This window comes from Nocardioides terrigena (genome assembly GCF_003047265.1).
GTDB classification, from domain to species: domain Bacteria; phylum Actinomycetota; class Actinomycetes; order Propionibacteriales; family Nocardioidaceae; genus Nocardioides; species Nocardioides terrigena.
Genome location: NZ_PZYY01000002.1, coordinates 377,719 through 395,807 on the forward strand (window position 1 = coordinate 377,719; position 18,089 = coordinate 395,807).

22 protein-coding genes are annotated in these 18,089 nt (G+C 73.4%); 12 read left to right on the forward strand and 10 right to left on the reverse strand.

Features of this window, described 5'->3' with window-relative positions:
* Window positions 1–8 precede the first annotated feature (8 nt).
* Window positions 9–539 carry a DoxX family protein gene (locus DAE25_RS05775; RefSeq protein ID WP_107765258.1) on the reverse strand — a complete coding sequence of 177 codons (531 nt, stop codon included), beginning with the start codon at window positions 537–539 and terminating at the stop codon, window positions 9–11.
* Window positions 540–592: 53 nt separating this feature from the next.
* Window positions 593–2,494 (reverse strand): sigma-70 family RNA polymerase sigma factor, encoded by a 1,902-nt coding sequence (locus DAE25_RS05780; protein WP_159083601.1) that lies wholly within the window; start codon window positions 2,492–2,494, stop codon window positions 593–595.
* Window positions 2,495–2,658: 164 nt separating this feature from the next.
* Between DAE25_RS05780 and DAE25_RS05785 the strand changes: the two genes are divergently transcribed.
* From DAE25_RS05785 to DAE25_RS24255, 6 genes are all read left to right on the forward strand, one after another.
* Window positions 2,659–3,405 (forward strand): hypothetical protein, encoded by a 747-nt coding sequence (locus DAE25_RS05785; protein ID WP_159083602.1) that lies wholly within the window; start codon window positions 2,659–2,661, stop codon window positions 3,403–3,405.
* A gap of 64 nt (window positions 3,406–3,469) precedes the next feature.
* Complete coding sequence (locus DAE25_RS05790; protein WP_107765261.1) at window positions 3,470–4,231, forward strand: SOS response-associated peptidase; 762 nt, start codon at window positions 3,470–3,472, stop codon at window positions 4,229–4,231.
* On the forward strand, window positions 4,228–4,881 hold the full coding sequence (locus DAE25_RS05795) for an alpha/beta hydrolase family protein (RefSeq protein ID WP_325050362.1): 654 nt from the start codon (window positions 4,228–4,230) through the stop codon (window positions 4,879–4,881). The genes DAE25_RS05790 and DAE25_RS05795 overlap by 4 nt, the downstream gene beginning before the upstream one ends.
* Window positions 4,882–5,008: 127 nt before the next feature.
* Window positions 5,009–5,653, forward strand: coding sequence for a sigma-70 family RNA polymerase sigma factor (locus tag DAE25_RS05800; RefSeq protein WP_107765262.1), 645 nt, complete (start codon window positions 5,009–5,011; stop codon window positions 5,651–5,653).
* The gene (gene rsrA, locus DAE25_RS05805) at window positions 5,650–5,919 is read left to right on the forward strand and encodes a mycothiol system anti-sigma-R factor (protein ID WP_107765263.1); all 270 of its coding nucleotides are present in this window, start codon (window positions 5,650–5,652) and stop codon (window positions 5,917–5,919) included. The genes DAE25_RS05800 and rsrA overlap by 4 nt, the downstream gene beginning before the upstream one ends.
* 99 nt (window positions 5,920–6,018) lie before the next feature.
* On the forward strand, window positions 6,019–6,093 hold the full coding sequence (locus tag DAE25_RS24255; RefSeq protein WP_369759046.1) for a 50S ribosomal protein bL37: 75 nt from the start codon (window positions 6,019–6,021) through the stop codon (window positions 6,091–6,093).
* Window positions 6,094–6,153: 60 nt separating this feature from the next.
* On the opposite strand, the gene DAE25_RS05810 is transcribed toward DAE25_RS24255, so the two are convergent.
* Genes DAE25_RS05810 through DAE25_RS05825 form a run of 4 tightly spaced genes read right to left on the reverse strand, consistent with a single transcriptional unit; the run spans window position 6,154 to window position 9,594 of the window.
* Window positions 6,154–6,522 carry a thioesterase family protein gene (locus DAE25_RS05810; RefSeq protein ID WP_107765264.1) on the reverse strand — a complete coding sequence of 123 codons (369 nt, stop codon included), beginning with the start codon at window positions 6,520–6,522 and terminating at the stop codon, window positions 6,154–6,156.
* Window positions 6,519–7,001 carry a GNAT family N-acetyltransferase gene (locus DAE25_RS05815; RefSeq protein WP_107765265.1) on the reverse strand — a complete coding sequence of 161 codons (483 nt, stop codon included), beginning with the start codon at window positions 6,999–7,001 and terminating at the stop codon, window positions 6,519–6,521. The genes DAE25_RS05810 and DAE25_RS05815 overlap by 4 nt, the downstream gene beginning before the upstream one ends.
* 13 nt (window positions 7,002–7,014) lie before the next feature.
* A complete protein-coding gene (locus tag DAE25_RS05820; protein ID WP_107765266.1) occupies window positions 7,015–8,724 on the reverse strand; it encodes an acetolactate synthase in 1,710 nt (569 codons plus the stop codon).
* A gap of 15 nt (window positions 8,725–8,739) precedes the next feature.
* Complete coding sequence (locus DAE25_RS05825) at window positions 8,740–9,594, reverse strand: DUF2785 domain-containing protein (RefSeq protein WP_107765267.1); 855 nt, start codon at window positions 9,592–9,594, stop codon at window positions 8,740–8,742.
* Window positions 9,595–9,662: 68 nt separating this feature from the next.
* On the opposite strand from DAE25_RS05825, the gene DAE25_RS05830 reads away from it, so the two are divergent.
* Entirely contained in the window at window positions 9,663–11,132 is a 1,470-nt protein-coding gene (locus tag DAE25_RS05830; protein WP_107765455.1) for a sensor histidine kinase, read from the forward strand.
* A gap of 4 nt (window positions 11,133–11,136) precedes the next feature.
* Here the strand turns inward: DAE25_RS05830 and DAE25_RS05835 are convergent, their stop codons facing one another.
* On the reverse strand, window positions 11,137–11,388 hold the full coding sequence (locus DAE25_RS05835) for a WhiB family transcriptional regulator (RefSeq protein WP_056888502.1): 252 nt from the start codon (window positions 11,386–11,388) through the stop codon (window positions 11,137–11,139).
* A gap of 205 nt (window positions 11,389–11,593) precedes the next feature.
* Between DAE25_RS05835 and DAE25_RS05840 the strand changes: the two genes are divergently transcribed.
* Window positions 11,594–11,974 (forward strand): hypothetical protein, encoded by a 381-nt coding sequence (locus tag DAE25_RS05840; RefSeq protein WP_159083603.1) that lies wholly within the window; start codon window positions 11,594–11,596, stop codon window positions 11,972–11,974.
* A 19-nt stretch (window positions 11,975–11,993) separates the two neighbouring features.
* Here the strand turns inward: DAE25_RS05840 and DAE25_RS05845 are convergent, their stop codons facing one another.
* Both DAE25_RS05845 and DAE25_RS05850 read right to left on the reverse strand, forming a co-directional pair.
* Complete coding sequence (locus DAE25_RS05845) at window positions 11,994–12,839, reverse strand: RNA polymerase sigma factor SigF (protein WP_107765269.1); 846 nt, start codon at window positions 12,837–12,839, stop codon at window positions 11,994–11,996.
* Between the two features lies 1 nt (window position 12,840).
* Window positions 12,841–13,275, reverse strand: coding sequence for an ATP-binding protein (locus DAE25_RS05850; protein WP_107765270.1), 435 nt, complete (start codon window positions 13,273–13,275; stop codon window positions 12,841–12,843).
* 203 nt (window positions 13,276–13,478) lie between these two features.
* On the opposite strand from DAE25_RS05850, the gene DAE25_RS05855 reads away from it, so the two are divergent.
* Window positions 13,479–14,846 carry a chloride channel protein gene (locus DAE25_RS05855; protein WP_107765271.1) on the forward strand — a complete coding sequence of 456 codons (1,368 nt, stop codon included), beginning with the start codon at window positions 13,479–13,481 and terminating at the stop codon, window positions 14,844–14,846.
* Window positions 14,847–14,956: 110 nt separating this feature from the next.
* Here the strand turns inward: DAE25_RS05855 and sodN are convergent, their stop codons facing one another.
* Window positions 14,957–15,358: a superoxide dismutase, Ni gene (sodN, locus tag DAE25_RS05860; protein WP_056888499.1), complete on the reverse strand. Its 402-nt coding sequence runs from the start codon at window positions 15,356–15,358 to the stop codon at window positions 14,957–14,959.
* Between the two features lie 50 nt (window positions 15,359–15,408).
* On the opposite strand from sodN, the gene DAE25_RS05865 reads away from it, so the two are divergent.
* The 3 genes from DAE25_RS05865 to DAE25_RS05875 are packed head-to-tail and all read left to right on the forward strand — an operon-like array spanning window position 15,409 to window position 18,031.
* A complete protein-coding gene (locus tag DAE25_RS05865) occupies window positions 15,409–15,801 on the forward strand; it encodes a S24/S26 family peptidase (protein ID WP_234410875.1) in 393 nt (130 codons plus the stop codon).
* Between the two features lie 19 nt (window positions 15,802–15,820).
* Window positions 15,821–16,996, forward strand: coding sequence for an NAD(P)-dependent malic enzyme (locus tag DAE25_RS05870; RefSeq protein ID WP_107765272.1), 1,176 nt, complete (start codon window positions 15,821–15,823; stop codon window positions 16,994–16,996).
* 33 nt (window positions 16,997–17,029) lie between these two features.
* The gene (locus DAE25_RS05875; RefSeq protein WP_107765273.1) at window positions 17,030–18,031 is read left to right on the forward strand and encodes a serine hydrolase domain-containing protein; all 1,002 of its coding nucleotides are present in this window, start codon (window positions 17,030–17,032) and stop codon (window positions 18,029–18,031) included.
* Window positions 18,032–18,089 lie beyond the last annotated feature (58 nt).

The window sequence follows — 18,089 nt, forward strand, 5'->3', positions numbered from 1 at the left end:
TCGATCGCTCAGGTGAGCTGTGCCTTGGCGAGACGGGCCTCGCGACGGGCGTCCTTGGCCAGCTGGCGTGCCTCGCGCTTGGCGTCGGACGCGGCGCGGCGGGCACGCCAGGCGAGCCCGGGCTTGCCGTCGGTGTCGACGCCGGCGAGCAGCAGGCCGCCCATCATCGAGACGTTCTTGAAGAAGTGGACCTGCTGGTTGCCCTTGGCCGCCGGGTCCGACTCCTCCCAGAAGCGGTGACCGGCCAGCGTGGTCGGCACCAGGGAGGCTGCGAGGACCGTCGAGGCCAGCCGCGGGGCACGCCCGGTGGCCAGCGCGAGCCCGGCGGCGATGTGGGTGACGGCGTTGAGGCGCACCAGCGTCACGGCGTTGGTGGGGATGGGGGCCTGGGGCACGGCCTTCTGGGCCACCGGCACGAAGCGGTCGGCGACCGGCTGGGCCTTGGCCGCCAGCGCGTCGGCGTTCTTGAGGGCGTTGAGGCCGCCGACGACGAACATCGAGGCCAGCATCGGGCGTGCGATCAGTCTGGAGACGGTCATGGGACATTCCTACACGACCCGGGCGAGCACCGGTCCACCCCACCGGAGGCGGGCTAGGGCCAGGGCAGGGTCTCGACCACCGTGGCCGTCGGGTCGCCGGCCAGGGTCACCGTCACCACGAGTGCCGGGGCCACGGCGTTGGCCCGGACGGCGTGCACGAGGAGCGGCGCGCCGTCGGCGACCACGCACGTCAGCGTCGGTCCGTCCTCGGGGCCGCACCGTGCGTCCGTGGCCGCGTCGCGGGTCATGAGGCGGCGGGCTCCGGTGATCTCCACCGTGGCCGACCCGCCGGCCGGGATGCCCAGGATCGTGGCCACGACGTCGGCCTGGCTCCCGGCGACGACCGACCCGGCGAGGGAGATGCCGAAGACGGGCACCGGGTCGGGATCGGGGTCGGGATCGGGGTCGGGATCCGGGACCGGGTCGGGATCGGGGACCGGGTCAGGGTCCGGCACCGGGTCGGGATCCGGGACCGGGTCGGGATCCGGGACCGGGTCAGGGTCCGGCACCGGGTCGGGGTCCGGCACCGGGTCGGGGTCGGGCACGGGGTCAGGATCCGGGACCGGGTCGGGCACCGGTGGCGACGGGTCCGCGGTGGGCGGCGGGACGAGAGTGGGCGGCGCGGTCGGGACGTCACCGGTCGTGGGCGCGGTGTCCACGGTCGGCTCCGGGTCCCGCGTCGGGCCGGAGGAGGTGCCGGGGTCGCGCGTCGGGGAGGTCGTGGCCCCGCCGGTGGGTGCGGTGGTGGGCCCTGCCGTGGCCGGGGTCGGGTCCTCGGTGGGAGCCGTGGCGGGTGGCGTGGTCGGCTCCGTCGTGGGCACCGTGACGGGGGCCGTGGCGGTCACCGGGACCGCGCCGTCGACCGGCGTGGTGGGTACGGCACCGTCTGCACCGTCGGAGCCGGGGGCCGGCGCCGTGCGCTGCCCGGTGCCGGCCGCGGCGTCGGACGGGGAGTCCGTGTCCGCGGCCGCGGGACCGCCGGGCAGCCCGGCACCGGCGACCTCGCCGGAGACGATGGCGGGTGGTTGCGAGTCCTGCCACACGAGGAACCCGCCGCCGCCCAGTGCCACCGCCGTGGTGACCCCCGCGACCGCGACCGCTTGCGAGTTGGCCGCGACCACGTCCCGGACGCGGCCGAGCACCCCGGCGGCGCCGACGGGGGCAGCGATCCCGGTGGCGGCCGAGGCGTAGGCCGCGCCGACACCGCCCAGCAGCAGCGGGGCGAGGATGGCGCCGAGGTTGGAGTTGACCTCGCTGAGCTCGAGGTAGATCGCCGCGCAGCTGCGGCAGTGGCCGAGGTGGTCCTCGACCTTGCCGGCGTCGCGGCGCGAGATGCCGTTGCGGATGTAGGCGCCGAGGTGGTCCCGCGTCCACTGGCAGCTCTCGTCGTCGAGCTCGGAGGCGTGCTCGTTGAGGTAGGCCTGGCGCAGCCCCTCGCGTGCCCGGTAGGCGAGCGCGGAGACGGAGTTGGCGCTCATCCCCAGCAGCACGGCGACGTCGGCGGGCTTCTGGCCCTCCACCTCGGTGTGCCACAGGACCAGCTGCCACCGCTCGGGCAGCGACGCGAACGCCCGGGCGGCGGTCGCGCTCTCGAAGCCCTCGACGGCCGTGTCGCGGAACGGCACGCCGGGGTCGAACATCTCCATGTCGTCGGTCGTGTGGAGGCGCGACGTCGCGCGCAGGCGGTCGACGCGCAGGCGGCGTACGGCGGTGAGCAGGTAGGCGCGGAAGGCGACGTCCGGACCGCCACCGCGCTGCAGGACCTGCAGCACCTTGACGAACGCCTCGGACACCAGGTCCTCCACGTCGCCGGCGGAGACGAGCTGGCGGGCGAGCCGCCGGGCGGCCCCGACGTGGCGCTCGAAGAGCTGTCCGTAGGCGTCGGTGTCCCCGCCTCGGACGGACGCGATGAGCTCGGCGTCGCCCGGGGCCTCCACCTGCGTCGTCGTGCTCATGGTGACCACACCGTTTCGGGGGGCTGAAGCGTGACGCCACTGTAGGCCCCGTCCGGGCCGGTGGTGCAGACATTTCACCTATTCGGCGTCATGCCTCCCGCGCGGCGCCGTCCAACCCCCGTACGACGAACACGCAAGGACCGTCATCAGCAAGGGGGAGCACCGTGGGACTGTTCGCACTGCGCGCGCGGCGTCCCACGGCCGGTCCCGGGACGAGTGGGTTGCTGTCACCCGGTGTGCAGATGGGGCTGCCACGCCGGTTCGAGGCAGTGGCGGAGGCACTCGTCTCGGGATCGGATCCATGCGACGCCTGCTCGGTGGTCGGTCGGGACCTCGCCCTCGACGGCTCCTCGCTCGAGGACACCATGGCCGGGCTGCGCCAGACGTGGCGCACGCTGGAGGGCTGCGACCCGTCGTACGACGCCACCTCGGCGCTGCTCGTCGGCTGGAGCGAGGCGGCCCTGTCCTACTTCCACGCGCTGTCGTGCGAGGACCCGATGACCGGGCTGGCGACGCGGGTGCACGTGCGCAGCCGCCTCGGCGACCTCTACCGCCAGCACGGTGCCACCGACGTCAACACCGCCTGGGCGCTCGTGGTGTGCGAGCTGACCGGCGAGGCCCCGGCCAGCGGGGAGCTCGACGCCGGCCACCGGCTCGCCCGGTCCCTGCGGCTCTCCCGCGTGGGCGAGGCGGCCCGGACGGTCTTCGCCGGGGGCGAGACCGTCGGCCGGCTGGCGCCGCACCGGGTCGTCGTCGTGGCGAGCCGCGGTGACCGGCTGGGCACGCGGGTGCGCCTGCTGCGGTCCCTGGTCGCCGGCCTGACCGACGACCCGCCGCGGGTGTGGATCGAGGGCCTGCCCGCCACCGACCTGGCCGCCTCGCAGCTGCTCGACGAGCTCGCCCGGGGCTGACGCGGGCGCGCCCGGGGCGGGTCGACGCGGCCCGGACGTCCGTCCCGGTCACTAGGCTGGGGACATGTGCGGACGGTATGCCTCGTCGCGACGCCCCGAGGACCTCATCGAGGAGTTCGAGGTCGTCGCCGACCGCACGCCCGCTCCGCTGGCGGCCGACTACAACGTCGCGCCGACCAAGGAGGTCTACGCCGTCGTCGAGCGCCCGCCCGCCAAGGACAGTCCCGATCCCCCGGAGCGCCAGCTGCGCACGCTCACGTGGGGGCTGGTGCCGTCCTGGGCCAAGGACCCCTCGATCGGCAACCGGATGATCAACGCGCGGATGGAGACGGTGGCCGACAAGCCGGCGTACAAGCGGGCCTTCGCGGTGCGCCGCTGCCTGCTGCCCGCCGACGGCTACTTCGAGTGGTACCCCACCGACCGCACGACGAAGGCCGGCAAGCCGGTCAAGCAGCCCTTCTTCATCCGGCCGGCCGACGGCGGCATTCTCGCGATGGCCGGCCTCTACGAGATATGGCGGGACCCCACGCTGGCCGAGGACGACCCGGGCCGCTTCCGCTGGACCTGCACGGTGCTCACCACCCAGGCCGAGGACTCGCTGGGACACATCCACGACCGGATGCCCCTGATGGTCGAGCGCGACCGGTGGTCGCAGTGGCTCGACCCCCGCGTCGCTGGCGAGCTGTCCCTGCTGGTCCCGGCGGCTCCCGGCAGCCTCGAGGCCTACCCCGTCTCCACGGCCGTCGGCAACGTCCGCAACAACGGGCCCGAGCTGGTCGAGCCGCTGCCGCTCGAGGACGTCCCGCTCGAGGGGTCGCCGTCGTGATCACGCCGACCGTCCGGTCCGTCGAGACCCCCCACGGCGAGGGCCGCCTGCACGTACGCCGCGCGCACCGCCCGATCGCCACGCTGCTGCTGAGCCACGGGGCCGGCGGGGGCGTCGAGGCCCGCGACCTGGTCGCCCTCGCCGCGGCACTCCCCGCGCAGGGCATCAGCGTCCTCCTCCTCGAGCAGCCCTGGCGCGTGGCGGGGCGCAGGATCGCCACGCCCCCGGCCTCCCTCGACGCCGGCCTCCGCGCGGCCGCCGCCGCGGCGCGGTCCCGCACGCCCCTCGTGGTCGGCGGCCGGTCCGCGGGGGCACGGTCGGCCGCCCGGTGCGCCAGCTCTCTGGGCGCCGTCGGCTGCCTGGCGCTCTCCTTCCCCCTCCACCCGCCGGGGCGTCCGGAGAAGTCACGGGCCGACGAGCTCGCCGGCGCCGGCGTGCCGGTCCTCGTGGTGCAGGGGGAGCGCGACCCGATGGGTCGGCCCGAGGAGTTCCCGGCCGACCTGCCGGACCTCGACATGGCCGTCGTCCCGGCCGCCGACCACGGTCTCAAGGTCCCCGCCCGCGCCCCCCTCAGCCAGGACGAGGCGATGGAGATCGTGGTCGAGTCCACGCTGGAGTGGCTGGTGCGCGAGGTCGTCGGGAGCCGGTAGCGGGAATCAGTGGCCGGTCCGTCGTGTTGAGACGTTCGTGATCGCCACAGTCCCGCGTCCGGCCCCCAGCCGTCCGACCCGACGCTCGAGCCTCGGTCCAGCCGAGGCCGCAGTAGTCTGGGAGACGATGACCGAATCACTCCAGACCGGCGGGGATCCCGCGGTCGACCTCGAGACCGAGACCGCGGACGAGCGCGCCCTGCGCTTCGAGCGCGACGCCCTGCCCCTCCTCGACCAGCTGTACGGCGCGGCGATGCGGATGACCCGCAACCCCGCCGACGCCGAGGACCTGGTGCAGGAGACGTTCGCCAAGGCCTACTCCGCGTTCCACCAGTTCAAGCCCGGCACCAACCTCAAGGCCTGGCTCTACCGCATCCTGACCAACACCTACATCAACACGTACCGCAAGAAGCAACGCGAGCCCCAGCAGTCGATGGCCGAGGACGTCGAGGACTGGCAGCTCGCCCGGGCCGAGTCCCACAGCTCGACCGGCCTCAAGTCGGCCGAGATGGAGGCCCTCGAGCACCTGCCCGACTCGCAGGTCAAGGACGCCCTCCAGCGGCTGCCCGAGGAGTTCCGTCTCGCGGTCTACCTCGCCGACGTCGAGGGATTCCCCTACAAGGAGATCGCCGAGATCATGAACACCCCCATCGGCACCGTGATGTCCCGGCTCCACCGGGGTCGCCGCCAGCTGCGCGACATGCTGGCCGACCACGTGCGGGCCCACGACCTGCTCCCGACCGGCACCACCGGAGGGGGGAGCGACTCGTGAGCGAGCACGGACACAGCAACGAGGACTGCGCCGACTACCTCGAGCGCATCGTCTACTTCCTCGACAACGAGCTCGACGAGGCCGACTGCTCGGCGGTGCGCCTGCACCTCGACGAGTGCGGTCCCTGCCTGGAGAAGTACGACCTCCAGCGGACGGTCAAGGCCGTCGTCGCCCGGTCGTGCTCCTCGGAGATGGCTCCCGACGCGCTGCGGGCCCGGGTCCGGGTCCAGATCCGCGAGGTCCAGGTCCGCATCTCCGAGGGCTGAGCAGAGGGGCTGATTGGCCCCGCTGCCCGGCTTTTGAGAGGATGCTCGGAGCCCTGTACGGGGCACCCGTCAGGGCAACACGATTTCTGGAGGACCATCATGGGCAAGACCGGTCGCAAGCGCCGCGCTCGCAAGAAGAAGGGCGCCAACCACGGAAAGCGCCCCAACGCCTGAGCGTTGAGACACCGAGCCCCTGGCCACTGGCCGGGGGCTCGCTGCATTTCGGCCTGGGCGTCAGAGGCGGGAGAGGAACCGCTCGGCGTCGACGACCACCCGGGTGACCTCCCCGGCCGCGACCACCTTGCCGGTCCCGAGGTCCCGGGCGCTGACCGTGAAACGCCGCAGCCGCCCGTCGGCGTACGACGTCGTGGCCGCGACCTCGACCTCGGCGCCGACCGCGCTCGCGGCGAGGTGCTCGAGCTGGACGCGGGTGCCGACGCTGGTCTCGCCGTCCGCGAGGTCCGCCTCCACGGCCGCGCAGGTGGCGGCCTCGCACCAGGCGAGCAGCCGCGGGGTGCCGAGCACCGGCAACGAGCCGCTGCCGACGGCCATGGCGGTGTCGTCCTCGCCGACGGTGAAGGTCAGGGTGGCGGCGCCGGTCATGAAAGCTCCTTGGCGAAGGCGATGAGGTGGACACCCGGGACCGGGTCCCAGTCGCGGGACGGGTCGCGGCGGTAGCCGAGCCGGGTGTAGATGCGGTGCGCGTGCGTCATGTCCGGCAGCGAGGACAGCACCATCGCCGTCGCCCCGTGCTCGCGGGCCCGCTCCTCGCACAGCGCGGCGAGTGCCGCCCCCGCCCCGCGGCCCCGGGCGGCCGGAGCGACGGCGAGCATCCGGAACTCGCCCTCGTGCTCGCCGGCCAGCTCCCGCCACGGGGAGCCGGGCGGGCAGCAGGTGACGCAGCCGAGCAGCTCGCCGTCCTCGACCGCGACCCAGAGCTCGCCCTGCGCGTCGCGCGACGCCGCGTCGCGCAGCCGCTCGACGTAGGGGTCGCCGGGGCCCAGGGTGAAGTCGGCGTACGCCGCCACGGTGAGCTCGCCGACGGCGGCGAGCTCGTCGGGGCGGGCACGCCTCAGCTCCATCCCCGGCACCGGCTCAGATGCCGAAGGTGCTGCGCGGGTAGGCCGCCTCGACGTCGGTGATGACGTTGACGAGGTAGGGCACGCCCGCGGCGTAGGCCCGGTCGAGGGCCGGACCGATCTGCTTCGGGTCGGTCACCGTCTCGCCGGCGCCGCCGAGGGCGCTGACGACCTGGTCGTACGCCGTGCGCTGGGCCAGGTCGGCCACCACGTCGTAGCCGTAGAGCATCTGCATCGGGCCCTTCTCGAGCCCCCAGGCGGAGTTGTTGCCCATCAGCATCACGACGGGCAGGTCGTGGCGGACCAGGGTGTCGACGTCCATCAGGGAGAAGCCGGCAGCACCGTCGCCGAGGAGCAGGGTGACCTGGGCGGAGGGTCGGGCCAGACGGGCCGCGATCGCCGCGCCGAGCCCGGCGCCGAGGCAGCCGTAGGGGCCCGGGTCGAGCCAGCCGCCGGGCCGCTTGGGCTCGACGAACTTGCCGGCAAAGCTGACGAAGTCGCCGCCGTCGCCGATCACGACCGAGTCGTCCGCGAGGCGGGGGACCAGCTCGCCGTAGATGCGCGCCGGGTGGATGGGATCGGCCTCGGCGGTGAGCATCTCGCTGTCGCGCGCGACCGTCGCCCGGACCACGTCGGCGAGCTCGGAGGCCCACGTCGACCAGTCGCCGCGACGTCCGCGCTGCACGGGCTCCAGCAGCCCGTCGAAGACGGACGAGAGGTCGCCGGCCACCGAGGCGGCGAGCGCGGCGTGCGGGGAGAGCTGGCCGGGGGAGTCGGCGACGTGCACGACCCGGGCCGGCGTGGCGCCGTCCTTGCCGCCGAAGACGCCGTAGCCGAGGCGGAAGTCGAGCGGCGTGCCGACGACCACGACCAGGTCGGCGCCGTTGATGGCCGCCCCGCGGGCCTTGGTGACGAGCAGCGGGTGCCCGCCGGGCACGATGCCGCGACCCATGCCGTTGGTGATCGTGGGGATGCCCAGGGCCTCCACGAAGCGCAGCGCCGCCTCCTCGGCCCGGTCGGCCCAGACGTCGGTGCCGAGGATCAGCAGCGGCCGCGTCGCCCCGGCGAGCGCGGTGGCCAAGGCCGCGAGGTCGTCGCCGTCGGGCTCGAGCCGGGGTGCCGGGGTGCCGGCGGAGGCCGGGCCGGTCGAGGAGTTGAAGAACTCGTCCATCGGGATGTCGACGAAGACCGGACCACGGTGCGACGAGCGGGCCACGGTGAAGGCGTCGTCCATCCCGGTCGCGACCTCGGCGGCGGTGTGCAGCGTGCGGGCCTGCTTGGTGATGGAGTCGACGATCGGCAGGTGGTCGATCTCCTGGAGCGCGCCCGAGCCCCACCGGTTGGCCGGGGCACGCCCGCCGACCACGACCATGGGGGAGCCGTTGAACTGGGCCTGGGCCATCGCGGAGACGCCGTTGGTGACGCCGGGACCGGCGGTGAGAACGGCCAGGCCGGGCACCCGGGTCAGCTTGCCGGTCGCCTCGGCCGCGAAGGCCGCGGTCTGCTCGTGGCGCACGTCCAGCAGGCGCATCGGCGGCTCGGCCTTGACCGCGCCGTCGTACATCGGGAAGACGTGGGCCCCGGAGAGGGTGAACATCGTCTCCACGCCGTGGGCCCGGGCGGCGGCCACGGCCAGCTCGCCGCTGTGCCCGGCGATCTCGTCGCCCGGCTGGTGGGCCCCCCGTCCGGCGGCGGGCGTCTCGGTGGCTGCGGTCTCGTCGCTCATGGAGCGCAGGCTAGTTCACGCGGGGTGGTGCGGGCCGAGATAGTGCGGGTTGGTCGCGCGCAGCACCTCGACGAGCACCAGGATGAGGTCGGGCCGCACCTGCGGGGGGTCGGCGGCCAGGCTGAGCTGGAGGTAGAGCGCCCGCAGGAACGCCTGCGGGTTGCCGCTGTCGAGGAACGGGTCGCGGTCCTGGGTGCTGCCCAGCGACGACGCCGCGGCGGCGATCCGGTTGATCCACGGCTCGAGCACCTTGAGGCTCACGACGTTGCGCCGCAGCACCTGCATCGTGGCCAGCGCCATCCGGTCGGGCTCCCCACAGGTCAGCAGCCCGGTGCCGGGGGCGAGCAGCCGGTCGGCCAGCACGTCGAGGAGCACGGTCAGCTCGTTGGCGGCGAGGTGCGGGGAGGTGGCCAGCACCCCGATCGCGTCGGCGCCGTGGGCCACGGTGTGGGCCCAGCCCTTGGTGGGCACGTAGCCGCGGGTGTCGCGCTCCCGGAGGTACCACGTGGCGATCTGGTCGCCCCACTGCAGGACCTTGCCGGAGGTCAGGAGGTGCTGCCCGGTGCCGCGCTCGAGGCACTCGGCCAGCACGAGCACCGAGAAGGCCCGGCGGAACACCGAGTCGGTGCCGTCCTCCCCGAGGCCGACGGTGAGGCCCGCGGCCATCCCGTCGCCCAGGCCGACCAGCAGGTCGTCGTAGACGCCGCGGTCGACCCACGTCGCGAGCGCGGGGTAGGCGATGCCGTCGCGCTGCTCGGGATCGGGGGACCCCAGCATCGCGGTCAGCTCTGCCGTGAGGTCGTCGAGGGGGCGGTCGGAGGGGACCTCGAGGCCTTGCATCACGACGCTCTGCCAGTAGCCGGTGGGCATGCGGGCCATCCTGCCAGCCGCCTCCGACGACGGCGAACCGGCCCGGCCCCGGCACCTAGGCTGTGCCCGTGCCGTCCCTCCAGGAGCTCGCCCGAGCCCACACCGACCTCGACGACGCCGACGTCGCCTGGCTCTACCGGCTCATGGCGGACTGGCAGATCATCGCGGACCTGTCCTTCGCCGACCTCGTCCTGTGGCTGCCCGACCGGGACGGGCGGGGGTTCTGGGCGGGCGGCCAGATGCGCCCGACCACGGGTCCCACCGCGCTCACCGACGACGTCCTGGGGACCTTCATCCCCGCGGGGCGGCGCCGCATGCTCGACGAGGCGCACGCGACGGGTCGGCTCGTGCGCGAGGGCGACCCGGAGTGGCGCGACGACGTGCCGGTGCGGGTCGAGGTCATCCCCGTGCGCCGAGGCGACCGGGTCATCGCGCTGGTCGCCCGCAACACCAATCTCCTGGGTGTCCGCACCCCGAGCCGCCTCGAGCTGTCCTACCTCCAGACCGCCGCCGAGCTGACCCAGATGATCGCCGGCGGCTGGTTCCCCCAGGAGGGCCAGCGCAGCGACCACGCCGACTCGCCGCGGGTCGGCGACGGCTTCATCCGCCTCGACGACGCCGGCCGGGTCGTCTACGCCAGTCCCAACGCGCTGTCGGTCTACCGCCGCCTGGGGCTCAGCGGGGACCTCACCCACCTCGTGCTGGCCGACCTGACCCGCGAGCTGGTGCCGCCGCGACGTCGCCCCGACGAGGAGACCCTCAGCGTAGTGCTCTCCGGGCGCGCCGACCGGGACACCGAGGTCGGCACCGATCAGGTCAGCCTCATCCTGCGCAGCATCCCGCTGCGGCCGACGGGGGAGCGGATCGGGGCGCTGGTGCTGCTCCGTGACGTCACCGACCTGCGCCGACGCGACCGCGAGCTGGTCACCAAGGACGCCACGATCCGCGAGATCCACCACCGGGTGAAGAACAACCTCCAGACCGTCGCCGCGCTGCTGCGGCTCCAGGCCCGTCGTATCCAGCAGCCCGAGGCCCGTGCCGCCCTGGAGGAGGCCGTCCGCCGCGTCGGCTCGATCGCGATCGTCCACGAGACCCTGAGCCAGGCGGTCGAGGAGCACGTCGACTTCGACGAGATCGCCGACCGCCTCGGCCGGATGGTGACCGACGTGGCGGTCGTCGGGGCCGCCATCCGCGTCGTACGCCGTGGCAGCTTCGGCGTCCTGGCCCCCGAGACGGCCACGCCGCTGGCGATGGTCATCACCGAGGCGCTCCAGAACGCCGTGGAGCACGGCTACCCCGACCCGGCGTCGGCGCGGGAGGGGACCATCGAGCTGGAGGCCGTCACGGCTCCGGGACGTCTGGTGGTGACGATCTCCGACGACGGCCGGGGGCTGCCCGAGGGCTTCGACCTCGCCGCGTCGACCAGCCTGGGCCTCTCCATCGTCCGGACCCTCGTCGAGTCCGAGCTGGGAGGAACCCTGGAGATGGGGCCTGCGGCCGGCGGCGGGACCCGGGTGCGGATCGAGCTGCCGGCCTAGGCGGTCAGGCCGTGCGGATGCGGGCGCGGGCGTTGCGGCGCTTCAGCGCGCGACGCTCGTCCTCGCTGAGGCCGCCCCAGACGCCGTGGTCCTGACCAGCCTCGAGCGCCCAGGCGAGGCACTGGTCGCGCACCTCGCAGCGACGGCACACCTGCTTGGCCTCCTCGATCTGGAGGATGGCAGGACCGGTGTTGCCGATCGGGAAGAACAGCTCCGGATCCTCGTCGAGGCAAGCTGAACGGCTGCGCCAATCCATGGCAGGGGGTTCCTCTTTCTTCACGCGTGTGGCTGTGTGCGGGCAGTCAGCGGAGCCCGGGCGCTCGGGGGAGTGCCCACGTGTGGGCACCACGAAGTGAACTCCTCCGTGAGCGCACCCCCCAGACTGGCAAGAGTTGGGGCCCAACACAACCCCCTGCATGGTCGCTTCCGTCACAACAGGGGGCGGCACCTAGGCTGTCGGGGTGACGCAGCGCCCCGCCAGCCCCGCCCCGCTCGTGACCTCGGCGTCGCTCGCCGCGGTCGAGGGCGTCGTGATCCTCCTGCTGGCTGCCCTCGAGATCGCCTCGCTGACCGGCGGCCGGCTCACCATGGGGCTGACCACCACGCTCTTCTTCGCGGCGTACGGCGGGCTGCTGCTGGTCTGCGCGTGGGCGATCACCCACGGCGGGGCCTGGGCCCGCGGACCCATCCTGCTGGCCCAGCTCATCCAGCTCGGCCTCGCGTGGAACCTCCGCGGCGGTGAGACCACGCTGGTCGCCGTGGTGATCGGGATCGTCGCGCTGGTCGCCATCGCCGGCATCGTGCACCCGCAGAGCGTCGAGGCGCTCGAGTCGCAGCGCTGAGTCGCCCGCCCCGGCCGCGCTACTCCGCCTCGAGGGAGGCGCGGAGCTGGGTGAGCGTCTTGGTGAGCAGCCGGGACACGTGCATCTGCGAGACCCCGATCTCCTCGGCGATCTGCGACTGCGTCATGTTCTTGAAGAAGCGCAGCAGCAGGATGCGCTTCTCCCGGGCGCCGAGGCCCTCGAGGAGCGGCTTGATCGACTCGCGGATCTCGACGTGCTCGAGGCCCTCGTCGTCGACGCCGAGGGTGTCCAGCATGCTCGGCGGGCCGTCGTCGGAGCTGTCGGAGGCGTCGAGGGACAAGGTGGAGTAGGCGTTGCTCGACTCCATCCCCTCGATGATCTCCTCGACGGTGCAGCCGATGGCCTCGGCGAGCTCACGGGGGGTGGGGGAGCGGCCGAGCTTCTGGGTCAGCTCCGCGGTCGCCGTGCCGATCTGCATGCGCAGCTCCTGCAGGCGGCGCGGGACGCGGATGGCCCACCCCTTGTCGCGGAAGTAGCGCTTGATCTCGCCGATGATCGTGGGCGTCGCGTACGTCGAGAACTCGACGCCGCGGTCGGTCTCGAAGCGGTCGACGGCCTTGATCAGCCCGATGGTTCCGACCTGCACGAGGTCCTCGTGCGGCTCCCCGCGGTTGCGGAAGCGGCGTGCGCAGTGCTCGACCAGCGGCAGGTGCAGGTGCACCAGGCCGTCGCGGGCCGTGGTGCGGGACGCGTGCGACGCGTCGTGGTCGCGCATCTCGCGGAACAGCTCCGCGCTGCGCGCACGCGTGACCTCGACGCGCGTCGGCGCGCTCGCCGGCGCGAAGTCCGTCGGTCCAGTGGCGTCCCCGTCCACCGCACCGTCCCCCGTGGTGTCGTGAGTCATCTCAGCGGTCGGCGCCCGCCGTGTCGTCGGCCGTCCCGGTGGCCCCCACCTGGGTCGACATCGTGAAGCGCACCGCGAACACCCCGCCGGTCGACTCCACCGCGGCCTCGGAGGCCAGCGTGTCGAGGACCTGCCAGGCGAAGCTGTCGTAGTCGGGCTGGGGGTCGTCGGTCGCCCGGGTCTCGACCTGCACCGTCATGGTCCCGGCTCCGAGGTGGAAGCGGCAGGTCAGGTCCGCCCCCGGGTCGGCCTCGGAGAGCACCAGCGCCAGGGCCTCGCCGACGGCGATCCGCAGCTCCTCGATGTCGTCCATGGTGAAGTCGAGGCGGGCGGCCAGACCGGCCGTGGTCGTCCGGAGCACGGAGGCGTAGGCGCCGTCCGCGGGCAGCCGGAGCTCGACGTCGGCCCGGCCGTCGGGATTGTCGTGACTGGCCATCAGCGTGGGGGTCCCGTCCTGGGGTCGAGGGCTGGGGGGTGGAGACACACTAACGGGGCCCCTCGCCCCGGCCGCGGCGATGTCCCGGAGGGCAGGAACTCACCCTGTTCGGAGGAGTCACTCGCCGCCTTCGTCGGACAGCGTGAGCACCGGCGTCGAGAGGAGGACCATGAGCCTCACCGAACGCGTGGACGGTCCATCTGATGACTGACGTGAACGGCCCCGCGGATCCCGCGTCACCTGCCGCGGGCCGGTCCCGCGATCCGGCGCCCGGCGGCCCACCGACGATCGACGTGGTGGCGACCATTCGTTCGAAGACCTACCTCGCGGCCCTGCTGCTCGCCGCGGTCTTGGGTGTCCCCATCTCGGCGGCGGCCTACGGCTTCCTGGCACTCGTCACCGAGATCCAGGAGCTCGTGTTCCACGACCTGCCCAGCGACGTGTTCGACGCCGGGCCGCCCGCCTGGTGGCCGGTGCCCTGGTTGGTCGTGTCCGGGCTGTTGACCGGCCTGACCATCCGGTTCCTTCCCGGCAACGGAGGTCACTCGCCCGCACTGGGATTCCACGCAGGCGGCGGCCCGCCGGTTGCCGGGGAGCTCCCCGGCATCATCCTGGCCGCGTTGACGACGCTCAGCCTGGGCGCGGTCCTCGGACCCGAGGCACCTCTCATCGCCATCGGCGGCGGCCTTGCGGCGCTGACGGTGCACCTGGCGCGCAAGGACGCACCACCGGTGGCCCTGACGATCATGGCGTCGGCCGGCAGCTTCGCGGCGATCAGCACCCTGCTCGGCTCCCCGGTGCTGGCCGCGTTCCTCATCATGGAGGCGGCCGGCATCGGGGGCGCCACGCTGAGCCTGGTGGCCCTGCCGGGACTGCTTGCGTCCGGCATCGGCGCCCTGGTCTTCGTCGGCCTGGACAGCTGGACCGGCCTCGGGAGCTTCTCGCTGGCCCTCACCTCGGTGCCTGCGGCCGAGAGCCCGACCGTGGCCACCATGGCCTGGGCCCTGCCCATCGGCGCAGCCGCCGCGCTGCTCGGCTGGCTGATCAGTCGGCTGGCTCTGGCGCTGCGTCCGGCGGTCCACCGCAACCGGGTGCTGGTGACGTCGGTGCTGGGTCTGCTCGTCGGCTCGGCGGCCATGGCCTACCAGCTGGCCACCGACAACCCCTTCACCCAGGTCCTGTTCTCCGGCCAGGACGACCTTCCCGAGCTGGTGGCGGACGCCTCCAGCTACTCGACCGGTGTGCTGCTCCTGCTCGCCCTCTGCAAGACGCTCGCCTACGGATTGTCACTGAGCGCCTTCCGCGGCGGACCGGTGTTCCCGGCGATGTTCATCGGCGCCGTGCTGGGCATCGCCGCCGCCGGGCTGCCCGGCCTGAGCCTCGCGCCCGCGATCGGCATGGGGATCGGAGCCATGTGCTCGGCCATGTTGCGACTGCCGCTCACCTCGACGCTCCTGGCCACCCTGCTCCTCGGCGCCGACGGCGTCTCGGTGACGCCCCAGGTCGTCGTCGCCGTGGTCGTGGCCTTCCTGGTCACGAACATGCTCCCGCAAGCGCGTGGCCGGGACTGATGCCGGAACGTGCTGGACGCCGCTCCCAGTCCCGAAGCCCTTGCGGACCCGGTGCCGACTGAGGCGGCGTCCAACGTCTGAAAGTGCAGGTCAGAAGCCTGCCACGATCGTCAGGCCTTCTTGGTCTCCCAGAAGATCTCGGCGATCTCGTCGATCTTGGCGAGCAGCTCGTCGGCCTTGGCCGCGTCGAGCTCACCCTTGGTGCCCGAGGCGCCGGCGAGCTTGGTGGCCTCGTTGACCAGCGTGTGCAGCTGGGGGTACTTCTCGAAGTGCGGGGGCTTGAAGTAGTCGGTCCACAGGACCCACAGGTGGTGCTTGACGAGCTCCGAGCGCTGCTCCTTGATCAGGATCGCGCGGGTGCGGAAGTCGGGGTCGTCGTTGTCGGCGACCTTGCCGATCAGTGCCTTGATCGACTCGGCCTCGATGCGGGCCTGGGCGGGGTCGTAGACGCCGCACGGCAGGTCGCAGTGTGCCGAGACCTCGACGGTACGGGCAAAGAGCTGGGGGAGCATCGCAGTCCTCTCGAAGGGTGTGAGGTCGGTTCGCTGCGACACTACTCCGCGTGAGGACACCCCGGAACGTGGGTCTCGCCCGTGCGGGTGAGGCCCTGACAGGCCTGGTCGGCGGCGTGCTGGGGATGGCCGTCGTACGCGGTCGCTCCATGGAGCCGACGTTGCGCGAGGGGGACCGGCTGCTCGTGCGGTACGCCGCCGTGCCCGGCGTCGGCGCGCTGGTCGTGGCCCGCTTCGCGGACGGCACCCTGGCCGTCAAGCGGGCCGCGGAGCGTCGGGAGCTGCGCACCGGGCAGCCCGGGTGGTGGCTGCTCTCGGACAACCCGGCGCAGGGCGTGGACTCCCGCCATCGCGGCCCGGTGGCCGACGACGACGTGCGTGGCGTCGTACTGGCGCGGGTGTGGCCCTCCCCACGGCTGGGACGGCACCTGACGCCTCGCTGAGCTGTGCCAGTATCGCGACATGGAACCGCAGCACCCGCACGCCGGCGATCCCGTCTTCGACCTCCACGTGGGCGGCAAGATGGAGACCGTGTCCACGGTCGCCCTCACCGGACGGGAGGAGCTCTCGCTTGCCTACACGCCGGGCGTGGCCCGGGTCTGCGAGGCGATCGCGGCCGACCCCTCGATGACCCAGCACTACACCTGGGTCCCCAACGTCGTCGCCATCGTCACCGACGGCACCGCCGTGCTGGGCCTCGGGGACATCGGTCCGTCCGCCGCGATGCCGGTGATGGAGGGCAAGGCCGTCCTCTTCAAGCAGTTCGGCGGCGTGGACGCGGTCCCGATCTGCCTCGACACCACCGACGTCGAGGAGATCATCGAGACCGTGGCGCGGCTCGCGCCGAGCTTCGGCGGGATCAACCTCGAGGACATCTCGGCCCCCCGCTGCTTCGAGATCGAGGACCGCCTCAAGGCGATGCTCGACATCCCCGTCTTCCACGACGACCAGCACGGCACCGCCGTGGTCGCGCTGGCTGCCCTCAAGAACGCCCTGCGCCTCACCGGTCGCACCGCGGAGGGCACCCGCGTGGTGATCTCCGGCGCCGGTGCCGCGGGCGTGGCCGTGGCCCGCATCCTGCTGGAGGCCGGCGTCGAGGACTTGGCCGTCATCGACCGCCAGGGGGTGCTCAACTCGCGGCGCTCGGACCTCACGCCCGTCAAGGCGGCCCTGGCCCGCGACACCGCCGACAAGTTCGGTCGCAGCGGCAGCCTGGCCGACGCGATGGCCGGCGCGGACGTCTACATCGGCGTCTCGGGCGGATCGGTGCCCGAGGAGATCGTCGCGAGCATGGCGCCCGACGCGATCATCTTCGGCCTGGCCAACCCCACGCCCGAGGTGCACCCCGACCTCGCCCACAAGTACGCCCGCGTCGTGGCCACCGGCCGCTCCGACTACCCCAACCAGATCAACAACGTGCTGGCGTTCCCTGGCATCTTCCGCGGTGCCTTCGACGTGCACGCGACGGCGATCACCGAGGGCATGAAGCTCGCGGCCGCCCACGCGCTCGCGGACCTGGTCGGCGACGACCTGTCCGAGGAGCTGGTCATCCCGTCGCCGTTCGACCCGCGCGTGCCCGGTGCCGTCCGCGAGGCCGTCGCCACGGCCGCCCGCCGCGACGGAGTCGCGCGCCGCTGAGCGGTCCTTGCCCGCGCTCCCTACCCTGAGCGGGTGCGCGAGGTCGAGGAGCTGGTGGAGCGGGCCGTACGACGCCGCGCCGGGCTGGTCATCGGCGTACGTCGTGGTGACGACACGTCCGTGGTCGGGCGGGCCCACCACGGTCCGCACCCGGACGGGCGCACCCTCTTCGAGATCGGCTCGATCACCAAGACCTTCACCTCGCTGCTGCTCGCCGACGGCGTGGTGCGTGGGGTGTGGTCGCTGGACGACCCGGTGCAGGCACTGCTGCCGCCCGGGACCGTTGTCCCGACCTGCGACGGCGCCGAGATCACGCTCGCCCACCTGGCGACGCACACCTCGGGACTGCCGAACGCGCCCGTCCCGCTGCTGCGGGGGTCGGTGGAGATGCTGCGCGGGCGCGACCCGTACGCCCGGCTCACCCCGGACGGGCTCCTCGCGGCCCTCGCCGGCGCGACCCTCGCCCGCACCCCCGGGACCGGCGGCGTGCACTACTCCAACCTCGGGGTAGGTGTCCTCGGCCAGGCGCTCGCCCACGCCGCGGGCACGTCGTACGCCGCGCTGGTCGAGCAGCGCGTCTGTCGCCCGCTGGGCCTCGTCGACACCGCCACCCACGACCGTCTGACCGACGAGCAGCGGGCCCGGCTCGCGCCGGGGCACCGCGGCCGCCGCAGGCCGGCGGACCCCTGGCCCCTCGACGGGCTGCCCGGGGCCGGCGCACTGCGCTCGACGGCGGACGACGTGCTCCGCTACCTGGCGGCCCAGCTCGAGCCCGACACGACGCCGCTGGCCGACGCGGTCCGGCTCACCCAGCAGCCCCGCGTCGAGGGCCGGCAGCCCATCGGGCTGGGGTGGCTGCGCAACGACGGGCCCGACGAGCTCTGGTGGCACAACGGCGGCACGGGCGGCTTCCGCTCCTTCGCCGGCTTCGTGCCCGCGCGGCGTACGGCCGTGGTGGTGCTGAGCAACCACGCGCGCAGCGTGGACCTGCTGGGACTCCGGACGCTGAGGCTCGTCACGGAGGGGCCCCGCTAGCCATGGTTTCGGTGCGCCGTTGCGCCCTCGCAGGCTCGGCCGCATGCTTGCTCAACCT

Excerpts from the sequence above, each read along its gene's own strand:
- sodN (WP_056888499.1), bottom strand. The coding sequence starts at position 15,358 with ATGCTCCCCCAGCTCTTTGCCCGTACCGTCGAGGTCTCGGCACACTGC.
- DAE25_RS05845 (WP_107765269.1), bottom strand. The coding sequence starts at position 12,839 with ATGACTCACGACACCACGGGGGACGGTGCGGTGGACGGGGACGCCACT.
- DAE25_RS05780 (WP_159083601.1), bottom strand. The coding sequence starts at position 2,494 with ATGAGCACGACGACGCAGGTGGAGGCCCCGGGCGACGCCGAGCTCATC.
- DAE25_RS05855 (WP_107765271.1), top strand. The coding sequence starts at position 13,479 with ATGACTGACGTGAACGGCCCCGCGGATCCCGCGTCACCTGCCGCGGGC.
- DAE25_RS05815 (WP_107765265.1), bottom strand. The coding sequence starts at position 7,001 with ATGGAGCTGAGGCGTGCCCGCCCCGACGAGCTCGCCGCCGTCGGCGAG.
- DAE25_RS05850 (WP_107765270.1), bottom strand. The coding sequence starts at position 13,275 with ATGGCCAGTCACGACAATCCCGACGGCCGGGCCGACGTCGAGCTCCGG.
- DAE25_RS05870 (WP_107765272.1), top strand. The coding sequence starts at position 15,821 with ATGGAACCGCAGCACCCGCACGCCGGCGATCCCGTCTTCGACCTCCAC.
- DAE25_RS05835 (WP_056888502.1), bottom strand. The coding sequence starts at position 11,388 with ATGGATTGGCGCAGCCGTTCAGCTTGCCTCGACGAGGATCCGGAGCTG.
- DAE25_RS05825 (WP_107765267.1), bottom strand. The coding sequence starts at position 9,594 with ATGCCCACCGGCTACTGGCAGAGCGTCGTGATGCAAGGCCTCGAGGTC.
- DAE25_RS05800 (WP_107765262.1), top strand. The coding sequence starts at position 5,009 with ATGACCGAATCACTCCAGACCGGCGGGGATCCCGCGGTCGACCTCGAG.
- DAE25_RS05790 (WP_107765261.1), top strand. The coding sequence starts at position 3,470 with ATGTGCGGACGGTATGCCTCGTCGCGACGCCCCGAGGACCTCATCGAG.
- DAE25_RS05820 (WP_107765266.1), bottom strand. The coding sequence starts at position 8,724 with ATGAGCGACGAGACCGCAGCCACCGAGACGCCCGCCGCCGGACGGGGG.
- DAE25_RS05775 (WP_107765258.1), bottom strand. The coding sequence starts at position 539 with ATGACCGTCTCCAGACTGATCGCACGCCCGATGCTGGCCTCGATGTTC.
- DAE25_RS05810 (WP_107765264.1), bottom strand. The coding sequence starts at position 6,522 with ATGACCGGCGCCGCCACCCTGACCTTCACCGTCGGCGAGGACGACACC.